The organism is Methylobacterium sp. J-118 (genome assembly GCF_057836565.1).
In genome coordinates, this window is record NZ_JBYQFA010000001.1 from 340,489 (window position 1) to 361,229 (window position 20,741).

15 protein-coding genes and 1 other RNA gene are annotated in these 20,741 nt (G+C 72.1%); 4 read left to right on the top strand and 12 right to left on the bottom strand.

Going from position 1 to position 20,741, the window contains the following annotated elements; all coding sequences use genetic code 11:
• Positions 1-168: 168 nt before the first annotated feature.
• The gene (locus AC3IF3_RS01625) at positions 169-1,767 is read left to right on the top strand and encodes a gamma-glutamyltransferase family protein (protein WP_489226937.1); all 1,599 of its coding nucleotides are present in this window, start codon (positions 169-171) and stop codon (positions 1,765-1,767) included.
• Between the two features lie 22 nt (positions 1,768-1,789).
• Here AC3IF3_RS01625 and murD read toward each other — a convergent pair whose 3' ends face one another.
• The 9 genes from murD to AC3IF3_RS01670 all read right to left on the bottom strand — a co-directional run bounded on the left by murD (position 1,790) and on the right by AC3IF3_RS01670 (position 12,094).
• The gene (murD, locus tag AC3IF3_RS01630) at positions 1,790-3,154 is read right to left on the bottom strand and encodes a UDP-N-acetylmuramoyl-L-alanine--D-glutamate ligase (protein ID WP_489226939.1); all 1,365 of its coding nucleotides are present in this window, start codon (positions 3,152-3,154) and stop codon (positions 1,790-1,792) included.
• A gap of 134 nt (positions 3,155-3,288) precedes the next feature.
• Positions 3,289-4,374 carry a phospho-N-acetylmuramoyl-pentapeptide-transferase gene (gene mraY / locus AC3IF3_RS01635; protein WP_243968016.1) on the bottom strand — a complete coding sequence of 362 codons (1,086 nt, stop codon included), beginning with the start codon at positions 4,372-4,374 and terminating at the stop codon, positions 3,289-3,291.
• Between the two features lie 77 nt (positions 4,375-4,451).
• Complete coding sequence (locus AC3IF3_RS01640) at positions 4,452-5,918, bottom strand: UDP-N-acetylmuramoylalanyl-D-glutamyl-2,6-diaminopimelate--D-alanyl-D-alanine ligase (protein ID WP_489226941.1); 1,467 nt, start codon at positions 5,916-5,918, stop codon at positions 4,452-4,454.
• Between the two features lie 16 nt (positions 5,919-5,934).
• Entirely contained in the window at positions 5,935-7,395 is a 1,461-nt protein-coding gene (locus tag AC3IF3_RS01645) for a UDP-N-acetylmuramoyl-L-alanyl-D-glutamate--2,6-diaminopimelate ligase (protein ID WP_489226943.1), read from the bottom strand.
• A 10-nt stretch (positions 7,396-7,405) separates the two neighbouring features.
• Complete coding sequence (locus tag AC3IF3_RS01650) at positions 7,406-9,226, bottom strand: peptidoglycan D,D-transpeptidase FtsI family protein (RefSeq protein WP_279598332.1); 1,821 nt, start codon at positions 9,224-9,226, stop codon at positions 7,406-7,408.
• A 66-nt stretch (positions 9,227-9,292) separates the two neighbouring features.
• A complete protein-coding gene (gene ftsL, locus AC3IF3_RS01655) occupies positions 9,293-9,706 on the bottom strand; it encodes a cell division protein FtsL (protein WP_243968019.1) in 414 nt (137 codons plus the stop codon).
• Positions 9,703-10,779 (bottom strand): 16S rRNA (cytosine(1402)-N(4))-methyltransferase RsmH, encoded by a 1,077-nt coding sequence (gene rsmH, locus AC3IF3_RS01660; RefSeq protein ID WP_243968020.1) that lies wholly within the window; start codon positions 10,777-10,779, stop codon positions 9,703-9,705. Before rsmH ends, ftsL begins: the two co-directional genes overlap by 4 nt.
• Before the next feature lie 431 nt (positions 10,780-11,210).
• Positions 11,211-11,609: RNase P RNA component class A (rnpB, locus tag AC3IF3_RS01665), an RNA gene on the bottom strand.
• 44 nt (positions 11,610-11,653) lie between these two features.
• Positions 11,654-12,094, bottom strand: a complete 441-nt coding sequence (locus tag AC3IF3_RS01670; protein ID WP_489219469.1) for a VOC family protein — start codon at positions 12,092-12,094, stop codon at positions 11,654-11,656.
• 240 nt (positions 12,095-12,334) lie between these two features.
• Between AC3IF3_RS01670 and pepN the strand changes: the two genes are divergently transcribed.
• Both pepN and AC3IF3_RS01680 read left to right on the top strand, forming a co-directional pair.
• Positions 12,335-14,947, top strand: coding sequence for an aminopeptidase N (gene pepN, locus AC3IF3_RS01675; RefSeq protein ID WP_489226945.1), 2,613 nt, complete (start codon positions 12,335-12,337; stop codon positions 14,945-14,947).
• Between the two features lie 175 nt (positions 14,948-15,122).
• Positions 15,123-17,468, top strand: coding sequence for a PAS domain-containing sensor histidine kinase (locus tag AC3IF3_RS01680; protein WP_489226947.1), 2,346 nt, complete (start codon positions 15,123-15,125; stop codon positions 17,466-17,468).
• Positions 17,469-17,527: 59 nt separating this feature from the next.
• Here the strand turns inward: AC3IF3_RS01680 and AC3IF3_RS01685 are convergent, their stop codons facing one another.
• Positions 17,528-17,782: a hypothetical protein gene (locus tag AC3IF3_RS01685; RefSeq protein ID WP_489226949.1), complete on the bottom strand. Its 255-nt coding sequence runs from the start codon at positions 17,780-17,782 to the stop codon at positions 17,528-17,530.
• A 110-nt stretch (positions 17,783-17,892) separates the two neighbouring features.
• Here AC3IF3_RS01685 and AC3IF3_RS01690 point away from each other — a divergent pair, with 110 nt between their 5' ends.
• Positions 17,893-18,171: a hypothetical protein gene (locus AC3IF3_RS01690; RefSeq protein WP_489226950.1), complete on the top strand. Its 279-nt coding sequence runs from the start codon at positions 17,893-17,895 to the stop codon at positions 18,169-18,171.
• A 67-nt stretch (positions 18,172-18,238) separates the two neighbouring features.
• On the opposite strand, the gene AC3IF3_RS01695 is transcribed toward AC3IF3_RS01690, so the two are convergent.
• Together AC3IF3_RS01695 and AC3IF3_RS01700 are read right to left on the bottom strand one after the other, a co-directional pair.
• A complete protein-coding gene (locus AC3IF3_RS01695) occupies positions 18,239-19,375 on the bottom strand; it encodes a GNAT family N-acetyltransferase (protein WP_489226951.1) in 1,137 nt (378 codons plus the stop codon).
• Positions 19,372-20,712 (bottom strand): lipopolysaccharide biosynthesis protein, encoded by a 1,341-nt coding sequence (locus AC3IF3_RS01700; RefSeq protein ID WP_489226953.1) that lies wholly within the window; start codon positions 20,710-20,712, stop codon positions 19,372-19,374. Before AC3IF3_RS01700 ends, AC3IF3_RS01695 begins: the two co-directional genes overlap by 4 nt.
• Positions 20,713-20,741 lie beyond the last annotated feature (29 nt).

Below are 20,741 nucleotides of genomic sequence, written 5' to 3' on the forward strand. Positions count from 1 at the left end.
TGCTGAAAGAGGCGACGCGCGGGACCGTTCCCGATTTCGCCGGCGGGCCGCGTGGGGCGGCGTTGCGCCTGCGGCGACCGCCCGGACCGGGGCGCGGGCCACCACGACGGTCTTTGCAGGACCCGCGCGCTCGCCTAACCCTTGGCCTGGGACACCACAGGACCGCCGATGCCCGAGACCCCCGTCTTCACCTCCGCGGCCGTCGCCGCCCCCCACGGCCTCGCCGCGCAGGCCGGCCAGACCGTTCTCGCCCAGGGCGGCAACGCCATCGAGGCGATGGTGGCGATGGCGGCCTCGATCGCGGTGGTCTACCCGCACATGAACGGGATCGGCGGCGACGGGTTCTGGCTGGTGCGGGAGCGCGGCGGCCGGGTGCGCGGCATCGAGGCCTGCGGCCCGGCCGGGCGCCTCGCCACGATCCAGCGCTACCGCGAGAAGGACTACGACGCGATCCCCGCCCGCGGCCCCGACGCGATGGTGACGGTCGCCGGGGCGGTCGGCGGCTGGCGCCTCGCCCTGGACCTAGCCCGGGCGCTCGGCGGCCGGCTGCCCCTGGAGACGCTGCTCGCCGACGCGATCGGGCAGGCGCGCAACGGCGTCCCGGTCTCGCCCTCCGAGGCGCGCTATGTGCCCCAGGAACTCGACACGCTCCACGACGCCCCGAATTTTGCCCCGACCTTCCTGAAGGACGGGAAGCCCTATCCGGCGGGCGAGACCCGGGCGTTGCCGCGCCTCGCCGCGACCCTGGAGCAGCTCGCCCATGCGGGGCTCAACGATTTCTACCGCGGTGACGTGGCCCGGGAGATCGGCGCCGACCTGGAACGCCTCGGCGCGCCGGTGACCCGGGCGGACCTCGAAGCCTACGCGGCCGTCGAGCGGGCGCCCCTCTCGATCCGGCGCCGCGACGCGACGCTCTACAACTTCCCGCCCCCGACCCAGGGGCTGGCCGCGCTCCTGATCCTCGGGATCTTCGACCGCCTGACCATCGCCGAGGCGGAGAGCACGGCCCAGTACCACGGGCTGATCGAGGCGACGAAGCGGGCCTTCGCGATCCGCGACCGGGTGGTGACGGATTTCGGCCGCCTGCGGCACGACCCCGCCGCCTTCCTGACGCCCGAGCGCCTGGCCCGCGAGGCGGCGCAGATCGACATGGGCCGCGCCGCCCGGGTGCCCCTCCCCGATCCGGGCCACGGCGACACGGTGTGGATGGGGGCGATCGACAAGGACGGGCTCGCCGTCTCCTACATCCAGTCGGTCTACTGGGAATACGGCTCCGGCACGGTGCTGCCGGCCACCGGCATCTGCTGGCAGAACCGGGGCATGTCTTTCTCCCTTGACCCGGAGGCGGTGAACCCGCTGGAGCCCGGTCGGCGGCCGTTCCACACCCTGATCCCGGCGCTGGCCTGTTTCGATGACGGCCGGGTGATGAGCTACGGCAGCATGGGCGGCGACGGCCAGCCGCAATTCCAGGCGCAGATCTTCAGCCGCTACGCCGATTACGGGATGTCGGTGGCCGACGCCGTCGACGCCCCGCGCCTGCTTTACGGCCGGACCTGGGGAGCGCCCTCGCTCAGCGTGAAGGTGGAGGACCGATTCGACCCGGCCTGCATCGCGGCCCTCGGGCGCCTGGGCCACGAGATCGAGGAGCTTGGCGGCTCCTACATCGACTCCCTGGGCCATGCCGGCATGCTGGTCCGCCACGCGCGGAACGGGCGGATCGAGGCCACCCACGATCCGCGTTCGGACGGTGGGGCGCTGGGTTTCTGAGCCGGCCTGGGGCGGGCTGCCCTCAGGGCAGAGCCCGCACCAGCTCGCGGAACTTGTCGCCGCGGATCTCGAAGTTCGGGAACTGATCGTAGGAGGCACAGGCCGGCGAGAGCAGCACCACCGGCTCGGGGGCGCCCGAGGCGGCGGCGTTCTCGGCGGCCTTCGGGACCGCCACGTCCAGCGTCTCGCAGCGGGTATAGGGCACGGCCCCCTCCAGGGTCGCCGCGAAGGCATCGGAGGCCGCGCCGATCAGGTAGGCGTGGGCGACCCGCTCGAAATACGGGACCAGGGGGAAGATACCGCCGTCCTTCGGCTTGCCGCCGAGGATCCAGTGGATGTCCCGGAAGGCGGTCAGCGCCTTCTCGGTGGAATCCGCGTTGGTCGCCTTGGAATCGTTGACGAACAGGACGGGCCCGCGCCGTCCGACCTCCTCCATCCGGTGCGGCAGGCCGGGGAACGAGCTCAGCCCGGCCTGGATCGCGTCGAGCGGCAGGCCCAGCGCCCGCGCCACGGCGACCGCCACCGCGGCGTTCTGCCAATTGTGCGCGCCCCGGAGCGATCCGATCCCGTTCACGTCGGCGAGCGCCGTGCCGTCCGGCTCGCGGACGATGCCGTCGCGCACGGTCAGGGCGTCGGCACAGAGCACGTCGCCATGGGGCACGTGCACGCGCACGAGGTCGGTGCCGCGCCGGTCGGCGATGGCCCGGCTGGGGGCATCGTCGATGCCGACCACCGCCAGATCCGCGCCGCGGATTAGGCGCTCCTTGATGGCCGCGTACTGCTCCATGGTGCCGTGGCGGTCGAGATGGTCCGGGGTGATGTTCATCAGCACGCCGACGCTCGGATCGAGGCCCGGCGTCAGGTCGATCTGGAACGACGACATCTCGATCACGTGGACGCGTCCCGCATCGGGCGGCGCCAGCGACAGGATCGCGGTGCCGATATTGCCGCCCACCTGGACGTCGCGGCCGGCCTGGGCGAGGACATGGGCGACGAGGGCCGTGGTGGTCGATTTGCCGTTGGTCCCGGTGATCGCCACGAACGGGGCCCCCGGCGCGGTCACCCGGCGCTCGCGGCAGAACAGCTCGATGTCGCCGACGATCTCCACCCCCGCGTCGCGGGCGAGCCGGACGGTCCAGTGCGGCTCGGGATGGGTCAGCGGCACGCCGGGGCTGAGCACGAGGGCCGCGAGGCCGGACCAGTCGGCCTCGCGCAGGTCCCGGGTCTCGATCCCCGCGTCCCGGGCGCGGGCGAGGCTGTCGGCGTTGTCGTCCCAGGCGATCACTTCGGCGCCGCCGGCCCTCAGCGCATGGGCCGTGGCCAGCCCCGAGCCGCCCAGCCCGAACAGGGCGATGGTCTTGCCTTCGAAAACGGTGATGGGAATCATGGTGAGGCTCGGAACGCGATGACGGCATCTGGCCGATCCCATCCCTCATCCCGAGGCACCCGCTTCGCGGCTGCACCTCAGGATGAGGACCTGAGTGGGATCAACGATCTCCGCCGGTCGAATAGCACACAATCTCAGCGCAGCTTCAGTGTTGCCAACCCGGCGAGCGCCAGGATCACCGCGATAATCCAGAAGCGGATCACGACCTGCGGTTCCTTCCAGCCCTTCTGCTCGAAATGGTGGTGGATCGGCGCCATGCGGAAGACCCGTTTGCCCGTGAGCTTGAATGAGGCGACCTGGATGATCACCGACATCATCTCCAGGACGAACAGGCCGCCGACGATCGCCAGGACGATCTCGTGCTTGGTCGCCACCGCGATGGTGCCGAGCAGGCCGCCGAGCGCCAGGGAGCCGGTGTCGCCCATGAAGATCTGGGCCGGGGGCGCGTTGAACCAGAGGAAGCCGAGGCCGGCCCCGATCACCGCGCCGCAGACCACGGCCAGTTCGCCGGAGTCGCGGACGTAGTTCACCTGCAGGTAGCTCGCCGTGAAGGAGTTGCCGACGAGGTAGGCGATGAACCCGAAGGTGCCGCAGGCGATCATCACCGGCACGATCGCGAGCCCGTCGAGTCCGTCGGTCATGTTCACGGAATTGCCCGCGCCGACGATCACGAAGGCCCCGAACAGGGCGTAGAACCAGCCGAGGTTCAACAGCGCGTCCTTGAACACCGGGAAGGCCAACTGGTTCTGGAGGGCCGCGGGCGAGTAGATCGAGATGATCGTGCAGGCCGCGATGGCGATCAGCGCCTCGAGCGCCAGCCGGAACTTGCCCGAGAAACCCTTGTGTGACTGCTTCGTGACCTTGAGGTAATCGTCGTAGAAGCCGATCGCCCCGAACCCGAGGGTGACGGTGAGCGTCACCCAGACGTAGTGGTTGCGGGGGTTTGCCCAGAGCAGGATCGCCACCACCGCGCCCGCCAGGATCATCAGGCCGCCCATGGTCGGCGTGCCGCGCTTGGTCAGCAGGTGGGTCTGCGGCCCGTCCTCGCGGATCGGCTGGCCCTTGCCCTGGCGCAGGCGCAGGAGCGAGATGATCCAGGGCCCGAACCAGAACACGAACAGCCCCGCCGTGAACAGCGCGCCGCCGGTGCGGAAGGTGATGTAGCGGAACACGTTGAACGGCGTGAAGGTGCCGCTCAGTTCCGAGAGGAGGTACAGCATCCGGGCGCTCGGCCCCTCTGTTCAGTCGCGGGTTTCGGGAGGCGGCACCGAACGTCCCGGACGCTCGGGAGTGCCGATCATGGGGCGGCGGCCGTGCGGATCTCGACATCGGCGCGCCGCGTCGGATCGACCGCGTAGCGGGCTTTCAGCGCCTCGACAATCCGGCCCATGCGGCTGCCGTTCGATCCCTTGACCATGACGGCGTCGCCGGGGCGCAGGACCCCGGCGAGGGGCTCGATCAGATCGATGGCGGCGTCGGCCACGCCGCCGCGCCGGCTCACCGGCAGGGCCTCGAACAGGTGGCGCATCAGCGGACCGGCCGCGAAGACGAGGTCGATGCGTGCCGCCTCGATCGCCTCCGCCAGGCCGCGATGGAGGTCGGGGGCGGCGGGCCCGAGTTCCAGCATGTCGCCGAGCACCGCGATGCGGCGCCCGCGCGGGCCGGTCTCGATGCCGGCGAGCGTCGCCAGCGCCGCCCGCACCGAGGCGGGGTTGGCGTTGTAGCTCTCGTCGACCAGGTAGGCGGTGCCGCCGCCGATCGCCAGCGCGGTGCGCTCGCCGCGCCCGACCGGCGGCGTCAGCGCCCCGAGGGCGAGGGCGGCCCGGGCCAGATCGGCGCCCAGCGCGTGGATCACCGCCATGACGCCCAGCGAATTCAGCGCCGTGTGCCGGCCCGCGGTGCCGAGCCTGTAGGTGACCGGTTGGCCCATCACCACCGCGTCCACCACCGACAGGTCGGGGCGGAGCACGATCCGCTGGGCCCGGACGTCGGCCTGCGGGTGCTCGCCGAAGCTGATCACCCGACCGGCCCGGGAGGCAAGCGCGTGTGCCACGAGCCGCTCGAAATGCTGGGCATCGCGGTTGATGATCGCCACGCCGCCCGGCCGGAGCCCGGAGAAGATCTCGCCCTTGGCGTCCGCGATGGCGGCGAGCGAGGCGAAATGCTCGATATGCACGGGCTCGACCGTGGTGATCAGCGCGATGTCGGGCCGGACCTGGGCGGCGAGCGGTACGATCTCGGCCGCGTGGTTCATCCCGATCTCGAACACGCCGTAGCGCGTGGGGGCCGGCATCCGGGCGAGCGTCAGCGGCACGCCCCAGTGGTTGTTGTAGGAGGCCGCCGAGGCGTGGGTCTCGCCCTGATCGGCCAGGACGTGGCGCAGGGCCTCCTTGGTGCCGGTCTTGCCGACGGAGCCGGTCACCGCGACCACGTGCGCGCTCGTCCGGGCGCGGGCCGCGGCCCCGAGGCGGGCCATCGCCGTCAGGACCGGATCGTCGCCCGCCTCCGGCACCGCCAGCAGGGGGCCGTGCGTCGCGAGATCCGCGGCGCGGTCCGCGCGCACCACCGCGGCGCCGGCGCCGCGCCCGATTGCTCCGGCGACGAAGTCGTGGCCGTCGCGCGCCTCGCCCCGGATGGCGAAGAACAGGTCGCCGGGCTGGAGCGTCCGGGTATCGATCGACGCACCGCCGATCGGCCGGACCGCGCCCATCAGGCGCCCGCCGGTGGCGGCTTCCAGCTCCTCGCAGGTCCAGAGTGCGGTCATGATCCCCCCGTCGCCGTCAAGCGGCCGCGTCGGCGATGGCGGCGCGCAGGACCGCGTGATCCGAGAACGGCAGGGTGCGATCCCCCACGATCTGGCCGGTTTCATGACCCTTGCCGGCGACGACCAGCACGTCTCCGGGTCCGAGCCGGCGAACGGCATTCCGGATCGCCTCGGCCCGGTCGCCGATCTCCTCGGCGCCCGGGGCCGCCGCCAGGATCGCCCCGCGGATTGAGGCGGGCTCCTCGGTGCGCGGGTTGTCGTCGGTGACGATGACCGTGTCGGCCAGCCGATGGGCGATGGCACCCATGAGCGGGCGCTTGCCGCGGTCGCGGTCGCCGCCGCAGCCGAACACCACCACCAGGCGGCCGGACGCAAAGGGACGCAGGGCCGTCAGAACGCTCTCCAGGGCCTCGGGCTTGTGGGCGTAATCGACGAGACACAGGCCGCCCCGCGCCTCCCCGATCCGTTCCATGCGGCCGGGCACGCCGGTGAGATGGTCCAGGGCCGCGAAGACGCCGGCGGGATCGGCCGCGCCGGCCGGGGTGGCCAGCGCGAGGCCGGCCGCCACCAGGGCGTTCTCGACCTGGAACTCGCCGACGAGCGGTAGCCGGAGGGTGTGGTCACGGCCGTCGAAGGCGATGCGGACCGTCTGGGCGAATCCCTCCGTCCGGACCGATTCGACCCGCAGGTCCCGACCGTTGCGGCCGACCGTGCGGACGGGCCGCCCGACGCGCTGCGCGGCGGCGATCACCCGGTCGGCATAGGCCCCGTCGGCGTTGACCACCACCGGACGGCCCGGGGGTAGAAGTTCGGTGAAAAGCCGCATCTTCGCAGCGAGATATTCCTCGATGCTCGCGTGATAGTCGAGGTGGTCGCGGCCGAGATTGGTGAACCCCGCCGCGGCGAGCCGCACGCCGTCCAGGCGGCGCTGCTCGATCCCGTGCGAGGAGGCCTCCATGGCGAGGTCGGTGACGCCCTCGCGGGCCAGGCGCGCCAGGGTCTCGTGCAGGGTCACCGGGTCCGGGGTGGTCAGCGAGCCGTAGTGCGCGCCGCGGTTGGTGACGATCCCGACGGTGCCCAGGCTCGCCGCGTCGCGCCCGAGCCGCGCCAGGATCTGGCGCACGAAATCGGCGACCGAACTCTTCCCCGCGGTGCCGGTGACCGCCACCACGGTCTCCGGCTGCACCCCGGCGAGCCGAGCGGCGGCGAGCGCCAGCGCCCGTCGCGCATCCGATACGGCGACCCAGGCGACTGAATCAGGTAGATCCGCGGGGCGTCCGCCCTCCCCGACCACCGCCATCGCGCCGCGATTGGCCGCCTGCGCGGCGAAGCGGCGCCCATCGGCCCTGGTGCCCGGCACGGCGACGAACACCGTGCCGGAGGCGACCTGCCGGCTGTCGGCGGTCAGTCCCGACACGGCCAGGTCGCTTGCGGCGCCGGAGGCTTCCGGGAAGAGCTCGGCGAGCCGGGCGCTCACGACACCACCATCACGGGCCGCCGAGCTGGTTGACGTGGTAGGCGTTGAGCTTGACCATCTGCGGGAACGGTCTCACCGGAGGCTCGAATTGCGGCGGCAGGCCGAGGATCGGCGCCACGCGCTCGATCACCTTGCCGGTGACGACGCCCGCGTTCCAGGCCGCGGTGGCGTAGCCGCCGGATTCGGGCAGACCCTGCGGCTCGTCCATGATCGTGACGAACAGGTATTTCGGGTCGTTCATCGGCGCCGCCGCCATGAAGGTGGTGAAGAGGCGGTTGTGGATGTAGCGGCCGCCGATCACCTTCTCGGCCGTGCCGGTCTTGCCGCCGACGAAGTAGTACGGGATCGCGGCCTTCTTGGCCGAGCCCTCGGAGGCGTTCAGCCGCATGATGTAGCGCATGGCCTCGGAGGTCTGGCTCGACAGGACGTGCGTGGACCGCGCCTTGTCGTCGGGGTTCGCCTTCAGGAAGGTCGGGGTGATCAGGTCGCCGCCGTTGGCGATCGCCGCCACCGCGGCCGCGGCCTGGATCGGCGCCACCGCGATGCCGTGGCCGAAGGCGATGGTGATCGTGTTGATCTCGCTCCAGCGCGACGGGACGATCGGGGCCGCGCTCTCGGGCAACTCAGTGCGCAGCCGGTCGAGCAGGCCCATCTTCTTCAGGAACGCCTTGTGGCCGGGCACGCCCACGCCCAGAGCCATTTTGGCCGAGCCGATGTTCGACGAGTGGGTGAACACCTCCGGCATCGTGATCAGCCGGTTGGTGCCGTGATACTCGTGGATCTTCTGGCGGCCCCAGTTCAGCACGCCGCCGCGGGTGTCGAAGGTCGAGTTGACGTTGTACTTGCCGGAATCCAGCGCCATGGCGAGGGTCATCGCCTTGAAGGTCGAGCCCATCTCGTAGACGCCGACATTCATCCGGTTGATCCGGTCGGGGGAGAGCGCGTCCTTCGGGTCGTTCGGGTCGAAATCCGGCATCGAGACCAGGGCAATGACCTCGCCGGTCTTCACGTCGAGGATCATCGAGGCGCCGGCCTTGGCCTTGAAGTGGTCGATGCCCCAGGCGAGCTCGTCGCGCACCGCGAACTGGGCGCGCAGGTCGAGGGAGAGCTGCACCGGCTTCAGGTCGGCCTGCTTGCTCACCAGACCGAAGCTGTTGAGCGCCTGGAGGCCGGTGGAGTCGATGTACTTCTCCATGCCGGCGATGCCGATGCCGTCGAGGTTGGTCGCGCCCAGGATATGGGCGGCGGCGACGCCGTTCGGGTAGACGCGCTTGTGGTCGGGCAGGAAGCCGATGCCGGGAATCCCGAGCCGGTGGACTTCGGCCTGCTGCTTCGGCGTCAACTCGCGCTTCACCCAGACGAAGCCCGCGCCGCTGCGGCCTTTCCGCGAGGACAGCTTCGCGCGCAGCTCGGAGGCGTTGAGCTCCGGCAGCACGGCGGTGAGGAGTTCCACCGCCTCGTCCTTATCGTAGATGTTGCCGGGCTCGGCGAAGACCGAGACCGTGCGGATGTCGGTGGCCAGGATCTCGCCGTTGCGGTCGACGATGTCGGGCCGGAAGGCCGTGGACGACGCCGCCGCGACCCGGTGCTCCTGGCTCGGCGGATCCCCGAAGATCGCCATCATCAGGAGCTTGGCCGAGATCGTCCCGAACACGGCGACGAAGACCAGCCCGACCAGGGCTACGCGCATGTGCGACCGCTCGATGGCCAGCCGGAACATGCTGCGCACGAAGGCCTTCGTGCGGTCGGCGCGCGGCTCCGGGGCGAGCGCCTCCTCGGGGAGCGCGCGCGGGGCGGTGGCGGCGAGCGCGAGGGCGGCGGCCTCGAGCAAGGCGGCCTCGTGCGTCGACACGGCGGCCTCGTCGGGAATCAGGTCGGCGTCATCGGACACGGGAGACTACCTCGAAGCCGTCGTCGGGGTGCGGGTCGTGGTGACGGTGCGGGTGATCGCACCGGTGGTGCGCGGCTCGACGGCACCCTTGTCCTTGGGCGTCGCCGTCGCTGCGAGCAGCCGGCCGATCTCGTCGCCCCGCTCCTGCCGGGCGGGCAGGTCCGCGAGGCGCGCCAGGTGGCTCGTGCCGATCGGCACGAGGTCGAGATGCTTGTCGACGGCCGCCTGAAGCCGGTCCGGCCGGGTCAGGAGCTGCCACTCGGCGCGCAGCACCGCGATCGCCTGGCGCTCGGAATGCAGCGCGCTCTGCAGCTTCGAGACCTGGGCGCCCTGGTAGAGCGTGTCGTACTTGATCGAGTAGGCGTAGATCGCCGAGGCGACGAGCCCGGCCACCGCCAGGAGGTTCAGGAGGCGGATCATCGACGGTGGCCCCCGCGGGCGGCTTCGGGAAGGCTCGCCAGGGCGGTCAGGGCCGCGAGCGGCTCCGGCACCTCGGATTCCGTGCGCGCGGCGGCACGGAGCTTGGCCGAGCGGGCGCGCGGGTTGCGCGCGGTCTCGGCCTCGCCCGGCAGGACCGGGCCCTTGGTCACGAGATCGAAACTGCGCACCGTCTCCACGGGCGTGCCCGGCAGGTGCCGCGAGCCCTGTCCGGCGCGACCGCTACGGGCGGCGAAGAACTGCTTGACGATCCGATCCTCCAGGGAATGGAACGTCACGACGGCGAGCCGCCCGCCGGGCCTGAGCACCCGCTCCGCCGCGTGCAGTGCGCGCACCAGCTCGCCGAGTTCGTCGTTCACGGCGATCCTGAGGCCCTGGAAGGTCCGCGTCGCCGGATGGATGTGGCTCCCGGGCTCGACCCGGACGACGCCAGCGACCAACTCAGCGAGCTGCGCGGTCGTCTCGATCCGGCCGCGGCGGCGGGCCTCGTGGATCGCCCGCGCCACGGCCCGCGAGCGCCGCTCCTCGCCGTAATGATATATGATGTCGGCCAGAACCACCTCCTCGGCCTCATTGACGAGGTCCGCGGCGCTCGGGCCATCGCCACCCATGCGCATGTCGAGGGGGCCGTCGTGGCGGAACGAGAAACCGCGCTCGGGCAGGTCGAGCTGCATCGACGAGACGCCGATGTCGAGCACGACGTGATCCGCCCGCGCCTCGCCCCCCTCGACCAGGAGGGCGTCGAGATCGCCGAAGCGCCCGTTCATCAGCCGGAGACGTCCGGGGAACGCGGCCGCCATCGCCTGGCCGGCCGCGATCGCGGTCGGGTCGCGGTCGATGGCGAGGATCTGCAGGGCCGGATCGCGCTCCAGCAGCGCGCGGGTATAGCCGCCGGCTCCGAAGGTGCCGTCGACCGCGAGGCCGCCCTCGGTCCGCAGGGCGTCCGTCACCGCGTCGAGCAGGACCGGGATGTGCGGCGGGGCTGTGGGTTCCCGCTCCGCGCAGCCCTGGCGCGCCGCGGTCAGCAAAGCGGTCGAGGGACGTCGCCGGTTCATGGGCGCCTCGGCGCGGCGGCGCGATCGGGGGCGGGATGGCGGAGCGCTCCGGAACTCCGGGCGCTGATGCGGCTCGTGCGTCTCATGGTGCCCTGTACCGGGCCGCCCGAGGGCGGCGCGCGTGACGGGAACGGCACCGGATGCGACATGCGCAAAACGCCGCGCACGGACGGGACCTGCTCGAAGGCAAGTTGCGCCCGGCGATCCGATACGCGCCGTTGACGGGAGGATGCCGGGTATCATGGGCCTCGGAGGATCGTCAACGCACGCGCTTGGCGCTGCCGCGCGGACCGATCTGACCCCGCCAAGGTTAACCGAAGGTTTTTGCCGCGCGGGAAATTCGGCCTCCGCGCCATCCGGTCCGGGCGGTCCCGCAGCCGGGCCGCCGACCCGCGACAAGGCCTTGCAGCCGCGTCGCTTTTTGTCGGTGGTGGATCAGCCGGCCTATAAGCCGGGTTCTGTAGGGCCGGAGCGCCGGAGCGCCCCGACGTGGCGGCCATTCCTCTGGGACGGTCGTCGCCGACCGCCTCGAGCAACCAACCCGGGCGACTGGCCTGGAGAGCCGGCCTGCCCTTCTCGCGAAGGGCGCGCCGCCCCTATTCGGTCTTGCTCCCGGTGGGGTTTGCCATGCCGTCCGCGTTGCCGCGTCCGCGGTGCGCTCTTACCGCACCCTTTCACCCTGACCCCGGACGCGTCCGGGGCGGTCTGCTCTCTGTGGCACTGTCCCTGGGGTCGCCCCCGCCGGACGTTATCCGGCACCGTCTCTCCATGGAGCCCGGACTTTCCTCCCCGGACGCCGAAGCACCCGGAGCGGCCGCCCGGCCGGCTGATCCGCGGGCAGATGCGCCCGCGCCGCCGCCCGGGTCAAGGTGGGTTACCAGGAGCCGGTGTTCTCCATGGAGGCCCAGGGCTCCTGCGGCTCCTTCGCGCCGCCCTTCTGGAGGATCTCGATGGAGATGCCGTCCGGCGACTTCACGAAGGCCATGTGGCCGTCGCGCGGGGGCCGGTTGATGGTCACGCCCTTGTCCCGGAGCCGCGCGCAGAAGGCGTAGATGTCGTCGACCTGATAGGCGAGGTGCCCGAAATTGCGCCCGCCCGAGTAGGTTTCCGGATCCCAGTTGTAGGTGAGTTCGACGAGCGGCGACTTCGTCTCCGTCGCCCGGGCGGCATCCCCCGGCGCTGCCAGGAAGACGAGGGTGAAGCGGCCCTTCTCGTTGTCGATCCGGCGCACCTCCTGGAGGCCGAACGTATCCACGTAGAAGGCGAGCGCCCGGTCGAGATCGGCCACCCGGACCATGGTGTGCAGGTATTCCATCGGCGGCACTGCCTCTGTTGCGGCGGGGGCCGTCGCGACGCCCCCCGAGAAACGGACACGACCGGGCGCGCCCGCGGCGGCCGGTCGCGCTGCTAGCTAGAGCGCGGGCCGGCGCACGGGTAGACCGGGCCCGCAGCCCGCCGTGACCGGGGGCGCCGGGTGGACGCCCGTGCGACCGCGTTGCGCCGGGCGCCGCGAGGGACCAGAACGGACCCGATCCAGACCCGGAGTGAGAGACGCATGCGCACCGAGACGCCGCCGCTGATCCGCCTCGAGGAATACCGGCCGAGCGACTACCTGATCGACCGGGTCGACCTCGACATCCGCCTCGACCCGCACGCCACCCGGATCGACGCGACGCTGGCGCTGCGCCCGAACCCGGAGGGTGTCCCGGGGGCGCCGCTGATCCTCGACGGCGATGACCTGCGGCTGGTGTCCCTTGCCCTGGACGGCGCGGAACCCGCGAGCGACGCCTACACGGTGTCCCCGTCGGGCCTCAGCCTGCTCGCTCCGCCCCGGCGGCCCTTCACCCTGCGCCTCGTCACCGAGGTCGACCCCACGGCCAACACCCGGCTGATGGGCCTCTACCGCTCGAACGGCGTCTATTGCACGCAATGCGAGGCCGACGGCTTCCGCCGCATCACCTACTTCCTCGATCGCCCCGACGTCATGGCGGTCTACACCACGCGGATCGAGGCGGACCGGGCCGAGGCGCCGGTGCTGCTGGGCAACGGCAACCGGATCGACGCCGGCCCGGTCGGCGCCGACCGGCACTTCGCCGTCTGGCACGACCCGCACCCGAAGCCCGCCTACCTGTTCGCCCTGGTCGGCGGCCGCCTCGGGATGGTCGAGACCCGGTTCACCACCGCCGAGGGACGCGCCGTCACCTGCGCGGTCTATGTCGAGCCCGGCAAGGAGCTTCGGGCGGACTACGCCCTCGATGCCGTGATCCGCTCCATGGCCTGGGACGAGGCCGCCTTCGGCCGCGCCTACGACCTCGACCTGTTCAACGTCGTCGCCGTGTCCGACTTCAACATGGGCGCGATGGAGAACAAGGGCCTCAACATCTTCAACGACAAATACGTTCTGGCGAGCCCCGAGACGGCGACCGACGGGGATTACGCGGCCATCGAGGCGATCATCGCCCACGAGTATTTCCACAACTGGTCGGGCAACCGCGTCACCTGCCGGGACTGGTTCCAGCTTTGCCTGAAGGAGGGCCTGACGGTCTTTCGCGACCAGGAATTCTCCTCCGACATGCGGTCCCGGCCGGTGCACCGGATCGCCGAGGTCCGGTCCCTGCGCGCGCGCCAGTTCCCCGAGGATGCCGGGCCGCTGCGCCACCCGGTACGGCCGCGGGCCTACGCGGAGATCAACAACTTCTACACGGCAACCGTCTACGACAAGGGCGCGGAAATCGTCCGGATGCTGCGCACCCTGATCGGCCCGGCGGCGTTCCGGGCCGGCATGGACCGCTACTTCGCCGACAATGACGGGCGCGCCGCCACCGTCGAGGACTTTCTGGCCGCCTTCGCGTCGGTGACCGGGCGCGATCTCGCGGCCTTCGCCCGCTGGTACGAGCGCCCCGGCACGCCCCGCCTGTCGGTCTCCGGCCGGTATGATCCCGAGGCGGCGCGCTACACCCTGCGGCTGGCGCAGAGCCTGCCCGGCGCGGACGGACCGCCCCTGGTGATCCCGGTGGCGCTCGGCCTCGTCGGCGCGGCCGGGCCGCTGTCCGGCGCCACCTGCGCGCAGGTGCAGGACGGCGTCTACGTCCTCGACCGCCCGGAGGCCGAGATCGTCTACGAGGCCGTCACCGAGGAGCCGGTGCCGTCGGTGCTGCGGGACTTCTCGGCGCCGGTGCGCCTCGATCTCGCCCTCACCGACGCGCAGCGCATGCGGCTGCTGGCGCAGGACAGCGACCCGTTCAACCGCTGGCAGGCGGCGCAGGATGTCGCCCTGCGCCTGATCCTCGACGCCGACACCGGCCGGATGGAGGCCTTCGCGGAGGCCCTGGGTCGCTTCCTCGACGGCGAGGCCCTGGCCGATCCGGCCTTCGCGGCCCTCGTCCTGGCCTTGCCGAGCGAGGGCGAGGCTGCCGACGCCCTCCCGGCCGATGTCGACCCCGACGCGATCCACCGGGCCCGCACCGACCTGCGGGTGTATCTCGGCCGGACGCTTCGACCCCGCCTCGAACGGATCGACGCCGCCCTGGCGCCGGTCGCGGGAGCGCCCTACAGCCCCGACGCCGCCTCGGCGGGGCGCCGCTCGCTCCGCAACACCGCCCTCGACCTGATCGCGGCGGGCGATCCGCCGGCGGGCGCCGCGCGCGCCGCGGAGCGCCTGGCGAGCGCCACCAACATGACCGACCGCCTCGCCGCCCTCGCGACCCTGGCGCTGATCCCCGGGGCGGAGCGCGAGGCGGCGCTGGCGGATTTCGCCGCGCGCTACGCCGACGAGCCCCTCGTCCTCGACAAGTGGTTCGCCATCCAGGCCCAGATCCCCGAAGCCGGAACGCTGGACCGAATGATCCGGCTGCAGGATCACCCGGCCTTCACCCTAACCAACCCGAATCGGGTGCGCGCCCTGATCGGCAGCTTCGCGTTCGGCAACCCGACGCAGTTCGCGCGGCGCGACGGAGCGGGATTTTCCTGCGTGGCCCGGACCGTCGCGGCACTCGATTCCACCAACCCACAGGTTGCCGCGCGCCTGCTCACGGCCTTCGGATCGTGGCGCCGGCTGGAAAAATCGCGCGCCGCCAAAGCCGTCGAAATGCTCAACGGGATCAAGGCGATCCCCGGCCTGTCCCGGGACAGCGCCGACATCCTCGCGCGTAGCCTGGAAGATGGCTAAGCACTTGAACCTGCGGTAGAAATCGATTCTCCGGCACGGCTGCAACACGGGGTGTTCGTCAAGGCCGTATGGTAAAAAAGCCGTGGACAAACCGCCCCCCAGGGTGATTGTATTCACATAGATTCGGGGAGCGGGGCTCCGTTCGGGTCGTTGTTCCCACGGACGAGGTTCGGCCATGCCGGAGGCGGCTTCCGCTTCCTTCTCCGCGCGTGCGGACTCGACTCTGGCCGTCTCCTGGCCGGCCCGCGCACCGGAGTCGCGGTTCGGTCAGCCCGAGCGCTGGTTGCGCTTCGCCGTGCCGGGGACGCTGGCGGTGTTCCTGGCCTGCCTGATCGGGCTGGCGGCGCTGCACATCCGCGGCCAGCGTGCCGAGATCCTGGCGGTCGCCAAGGTCGAGGTCGAGGAATTCGCGCGCCTGGCCGCCCGGGCCGTCGGTCCCGCGGGGATCCTCGCGACGGACCTGCGCAGTCTGATGCCGGAGAGCGCGCGGCATTCCGGGCGGCGCCTCCTGCTGGTTCGGCCCGATACCCGCATCGTCGCGTCCCATCCGCCCCTCCCGGCCGACCTTCAGACGCTGTCCCAGGTGCTCGGCGCGAGCGAGCCCCTGTCCGGGCTCGGCGAGCGCGCCGGGACCATCGCCCTGGACCTCCCGGGGGGCGAGACCGTGCTGGCCGCCATGCACAGCCTGCCCGGCGGTCTCGGACAGGTGGCCGTGGTCCAGCCGATCGAGCCGCTGCTGCGCGGCTGGAGCGCCCGCACCCGCGATCAGATCGTCCTGATCGCCGCCGCGGCCCTCGTGATCCTCGGCGTCAGCCTCGCCTACGGATTGCAGACCCGGCAGGCGACCCGGGCCGACCGCGCCCGGGAGAAGATCCACGGCCGCCTCGAGACGGCCCTGCGCCGCGGCGCCTGCGGCCTCTGGGATTGGGACGTGGCCCGGGGCCGGATCTACTGGTCCGATTCGATGTACGGCCTGCTCGGCTACCAGCGGCAGAACGAGTACCTCTCCTTCGGCGACGTCAACGGCCTGGTCCATCCCGACGACGGGGATCTCTACAGCCTCGCCCGGGGCGTCGCGGCCAACCAGACCCATATCGACCACGCGTTCCGCATGCGCGGCGCCGACGGGGCCTATGTCTGGTTCCGCGCCCGCGCCGAGGTCGTGGTCAACGCCGCCGACGGCAGCCAGCACTTGGTGGGCATCACCACCGACATCAGCGAGCAGCGGGCCCTGGAGGAGACGAACGCGGCGGCCGACATGCGCCTGCGCGATGCCGTCGAGGCCATCTCGGAGGCCTTCGTCCTCTGGGATACCGGCAACCGGCTGGTCCTGTGCAATTCGAAATTTCGTCACCTGCACGCCCTGAGCCCGGAGGATGCCAGGTCCGGCCAGAGTTACACGGATGTGATGGGGCGGGGCGTGCTGCCCCAGGTCCGGCGCGAATCGCCGGAGGTCGGCATGGCGCTCGGCGGCATGGCGGCCCGGACCTTCGAGGCCGAGCTGGCGGATGGCCGCTGGCTCCAGATCAGCGAGCGGCGCACCAAGGACGGCGGCTACGTCTCGGTCGGGACCGACATCACCAGCCTGAAGCGCCACCAGGAGCAGCTCCAGGCCTCCGAGCGCGAGCTGATCGAGACCGTGAAGGATCTCAAGCGCTCCCGCCGGACGCTGGAACTCCAGACCCAGCAGCTCGCCGACCTCGCCGAGCGCTACCTCGACCAGAAGGCCGTCGCCGAGGCGGCGAACCAGGCCAAGTCCGAGTTCCTGGCCAATATGAGCCACGAGCTGCGTACGCCGCTCAACGCCATCATCGGCTTCGCCGACGTGATGGAGAACGCCGTGCTCGGCCCGCTCGGCACCCCCCGCTACACCGAATATTGCCGGGACATCCGCGAGAGCGGATCGCATCTCCTCTCGATGATCGACGACATCCTCGACATGGCCCGACTGGAGGCGCGCCGCGTGCGGCTGAGCCCCCGGGCGATCTCGGCCGAGGATGCGGTGTCGTCCGCCCTGGCGCCGATGGCGGCGGCCGCCCGGGAGAAGGCGATCACCGTGAGCGTGGACGTGCCGCCCGGGCTCGACCTGCTGGCCGATCCGAGCGCCATGCAGCAGATCCTCGCCAACCTCGTCCAGAACGCCGTGAAGTTCACCCCGATCGGGGGCCGCGTCGCCCTGCGCGTACGGCGAGCGGGCGCCAGCACGCATCTGTTCATCGAGGATAACGGCATCGGCATCCCGCGCTCGGACCTCGCCCGGCTCGGCCGGCCGTTCACGCAGGTCGAGGCGCAGATGACCCGGAGCCACAAGGGATCGGGCCTGGGGCTCGCCATCACGCGCTCGATGGTCGAGCTGCATGGCGGATCACTCCGCATCCGCTCCGAGGAGACGGTCGGCACCATCGTCCTCGTGCGCCTGCCCGCCGTGATCGCCGATCGAACGGCATCGACCAGGCCGAGCGCGCGCGCACCCGAGGCTCCGCGGACGGGCCGGCGCGCGGGATCGCCCGTCGCGGCGTAATGCCGGGGCCCGCGCCTCGCGTCTTCGCAAACGCCGCGCGGACCATTCGGGACGCCGATTCAGGGCCGCGGATCGAGGCCTCCGAGGCGCGCGGCGCGCCCCTGCTCCATGTGCCAGCGCGCATCGGCCACGGCGCGGGCGAGCCGCCGGATGCGCCAGCGCCTGTACAGGGCGAGGATCGGATTGCCGTCGAGCCCCGCCTGATGCCGGCGCAGGCGACGGAGCAGCTCCGGGAGTTGGGCCGAAGCGGCCTCGCCGGTGGCGATCTCCATGGCCCGCAATTCGGCCCTGAGGGCCGCCTTCCAGTCTTCCATGACGCCCGCGCCTCCGCGAAATGACTGCGCGCCTCGACAACCCGCGCGTCGGAGCGGGGTTGACCCCGCAGACGATCCGTTCCGCGGATCATGCACGGAGATGTCGATCGATGCGATCCAGGACAGCGCTGCGCTTCACCCTCGCGACCCTGCTCGCCCTCGCCGCCGCCCCGGCGCTCGCGCAGAGCACCGGCTACGTGACCGGGTTCCCCGGCAAGGATCCGGCGGGCGATGAGGAGATCGGCTGGGGGCCGGCCTACCGGCCGGAGACGACCTTCGCCCAGCCCGGCACGCCGCCGACCCCCGGTGAGATCGCCGGCCGCGCCTACCGCGCCCGGACCGGCCATGGGGTGTACGACCGGGTCGAGGGTCCCAACAGGGCCTGGTAGGCGCAGATCCGCGTGGGGCTTTCGGGCGGACTGGCGACGACCGCGGCGGACGATCCGGTACCGCCGCTCAGCGCTTCAGGACGCGCTTGGCAGCGACGCGCGCCTCCTGCTCGAACCGGGCCAGGCGCAGGCGCCGCTCCAGGGAGAGCGCGTGGTTGCCCGGCGGGAGCGCGATGATCTCGGCCACCGGGGTCCGGTCGCGATAGAGGCTCTCCAGCGCCGATCCGTCCAGGGTCGCCGAATCCAGGCGGTCGGCGAAGCCGGTCGCGTGGCAGGCGCGCACGATCTCGTCCTCCAGGAGCAGCCCCGGGGCGTGGCTGCGCAGGGCCTCGTCGTAGGCGGTCTTCAGCAGGGTCGCGGTCCCCTTGCCGGTCAGGGCGAGGCTGACCGCCACGGGACGCCCGTCGAGGGTCAGCGCGTCGGCCCGGATGCCGACCGGGCCCGCCGCGTCCGCGAATAGGGCGTGGGCCAGCGTGGCGGTCTCGGGGCGGCAGGCCATGGCGGTGCCGGCCCGACCCTTCCAGCCATCGCGTTCGAGGTCGAGGAACGCCGCGCGGAGGCGGTCCAGGTCGGCGCCGGCCGTCGCGCTCTCATAGGCGACGACGCCGGCCTCGGCGAGCCGCCGGGCGCGGCGGCGCAGATCCTTGAACCGGGACCGGTTCGGATGGCCTGCCAGGAAGGCGTCGTGATCGGCCCGGCGGTCCATGACCGGGCGCTCGAAGGCCGCCACCGTGCCGATCGCCCAGCCGCGCGCGCGCATGGCCGCCAGCAGCTCCGGCACCGCGCCCTCCCCGGTTGGCAGCAGCGGCCAGCGCCAGGCCCGTCCGCCGGAGGCCGCCGCGAGGCCGGTCACCAGGGCATCGACGTCGGCGGCGCGCTCAGGCCCGTCAGCCACCAGGGGTGCCGTGGCGGTGACGAAGGGCGAGAGGAACGGCCGCAGCACCCGGCCGCCGAGACCGGAGAGGTCGCGGGTCGGCACGCAGGGCAGGAGCGCGACGAGGCGGTTTGCCCGCCGGACGGTGACGTAGCGCAGAGCGGCCGGCAGCAGGCCGGCGGTCGCGTGGGCCGCCATGACGTGCCGCGAGAAATGCGGATGTGGGGCGGTGGCGGCCTCGAACAGCGCGTCCCAAGCCTCGGCCTCGGGGGCCGTCGAGCAGGCGATCGACAGGTCGGACGTCGCGGGAACGGCGCTGGTCCGGTTCATCGGACGGCTCCCGCGATCCAGACCGGCGTCGGAAGGCCGTGGATCCGCCCGGCGGCGCGGGCCAGCAGGCCGGACCGCACGACGGAGGCGAGCGCCACCGCCACGGCGGCGCCGAGCGCCCCGAGGGGCGGCACCAGGATCAGGCACAGGCCCGCGGCGGCGATGAGGGACGCCGCGGTGATTCCGGCACAGAGCCGCTCGCCGCCCAGCATGGTGAGGAGGTCCTCGCCGGGACCGAACAGGGTCGCCGCGACGCTGCCGGACACGAGGACGCACAGGATCGGGACGCTGCCCGCGAGTCCCGCGCCGAACAGCGCGAGCAGAAACGGGCTGGCGGCCAGGATCGCGCCGCCGACCGCCACGGTCGCGGCCGCGGTCACCCGCGCTTGCCGCCGCACGAGTTCGGCGAGGAGGAGGCGGTTCGCCCCGGCCTGCGCCGCGCTGTAGCGCTGGAGCGTGGCGGCGCTGACGGCGAAATGCACGAACACCACGAATTGCTGGATCCGCGTCGCGGCGAAGTAGATCCCGACCTCGGCCGGGCTTACCAGGGCGCCCAGCACGATCACGTCGACGAAGGTGAAGCCGGCATTGGCCAGATCGATGGCGGCGATCGGCAGGCTCGTGCCGAGCCAGGAGCGCCAGCGATAGCGGTGCGGTCCGGACGACAAGTCCCGGCGCAGCCGCGCCGCGAGCAGGCCGGCCTGAAGGGCGGTCGCGGCAGCGGCGGCGGCGAGCATGCAGGCCATCGCCACCTCCGCGCGCGGCGGCGCTCCGAGCAGGATCGCCGCGATCATGCCGGCCATCATCAGGGTCTGGCGCAGGAGATAGGGGGGCGCGATGGCGAGGCCGATCCAGTTCTGGCTGCGCGCCACGCCCTCCAGATAATCCTGGAGCGCGAAGAGCGGCATCACGCAGACGGCGACCGCGATCGGGGCGCGATAGGCCGGCGCGAACAGGCCCGGTTCGAGCAGGAGGAGGGCCGCGCCCAGCCCGGCGACGGCCAGCGCCGCCCCGCCGGTCACCAGCGCGCCGGCGCGGATGTAGCCGCGGGCGAGGTCGAGATCCCCCTGCGCCTGGTCGGCCGGCACGAATCGGCAGGCGCCCTGCGACAGGCCGAGGGTCAGGGTGTGGCCGAGCATCGCGGTCCAGACCCACACGGAGGCGAAGATGCCGTAGGCTTCCCAGCCCATCAGCCGCGCCGCCAGGACCTGGGAGACGTAGGCGAAGCCGGCCGAACCGACCCGGATCGCGAAAACCGTGAGCGCCATCCGCTGCGGGCCGCCGCGCAGGGCCCGCAGGCGCCGGACCGCGCGGGCGGGGAGAGCCATGGCTGACACTACGCGCTCCGCGCCGGGCCTCGGACGGC

Excerpts from the sequence above, each read along its gene's own strand:
- AC3IF3_RS01625 (WP_489226937.1), top strand. The coding sequence starts at position 169 with ATGCCCGAGACCCCCGTCTTCACCTCCGCGGCCGTCGCCGCCCCCCAC.
- AC3IF3_RS01680 (WP_489226947.1), top strand. The coding sequence starts at position 15,123 with ATGCCGGAGGCGGCTTCCGCTTCCTTCTCCGCGCGTGCGGACTCGACT.
- pepN (WP_489226945.1), top strand. The coding sequence starts at position 12,335 with ATGCGCACCGAGACGCCGCCGCTGATCCGCCTCGAGGAATACCGGCCG.
- murD (WP_489226939.1), bottom strand. The coding sequence starts at position 3,154 with ATGATTCCCATCACCGTTTTCGAAGGCAAGACCATCGCCCTGTTCGGG.
- AC3IF3_RS01670 (WP_489219469.1), bottom strand. The coding sequence starts at position 12,094 with ATGGAATACCTGCACACCATGGTCCGGGTGGCCGATCTCGACCGGGCG.
- AC3IF3_RS01685 (WP_489226949.1), bottom strand. The coding sequence starts at position 17,782 with ATGGAAGACTGGAAGGCGGCCCTCAGGGCCGAATTGCGGGCCATGGAG.
- AC3IF3_RS01640 (WP_489226941.1), bottom strand. The coding sequence starts at position 5,918 with ATGACCGCACTCTGGACCTGCGAGGAGCTGGAAGCCGCCACCGGCGGG.
- AC3IF3_RS01695 (WP_489226951.1), bottom strand. The coding sequence starts at position 19,375 with ATGAACCGGACCAGCGCCGTTCCCGCGACGTCCGACCTGTCGATCGCC.
- rsmH (WP_243968020.1), bottom strand. The coding sequence starts at position 10,779 with ATGAACCGGCGACGTCCCTCGACCGCTTTGCTGACCGCGGCGCGCCAG.
- AC3IF3_RS01690 (WP_489226950.1), top strand. The coding sequence starts at position 17,893 with ATGCGATCCAGGACAGCGCTGCGCTTCACCCTCGCGACCCTGCTCGCC.
- mraY (WP_243968016.1), bottom strand. The coding sequence starts at position 4,374 with ATGCTGTACCTCCTCTCGGAACTGAGCGGCACCTTCACGCCGTTCAAC.
- ftsL (WP_243968019.1), bottom strand. The coding sequence starts at position 9,706 with ATGATCCGCCTCCTGAACCTCCTGGCGGTGGCCGGGCTCGTCGCCTCG.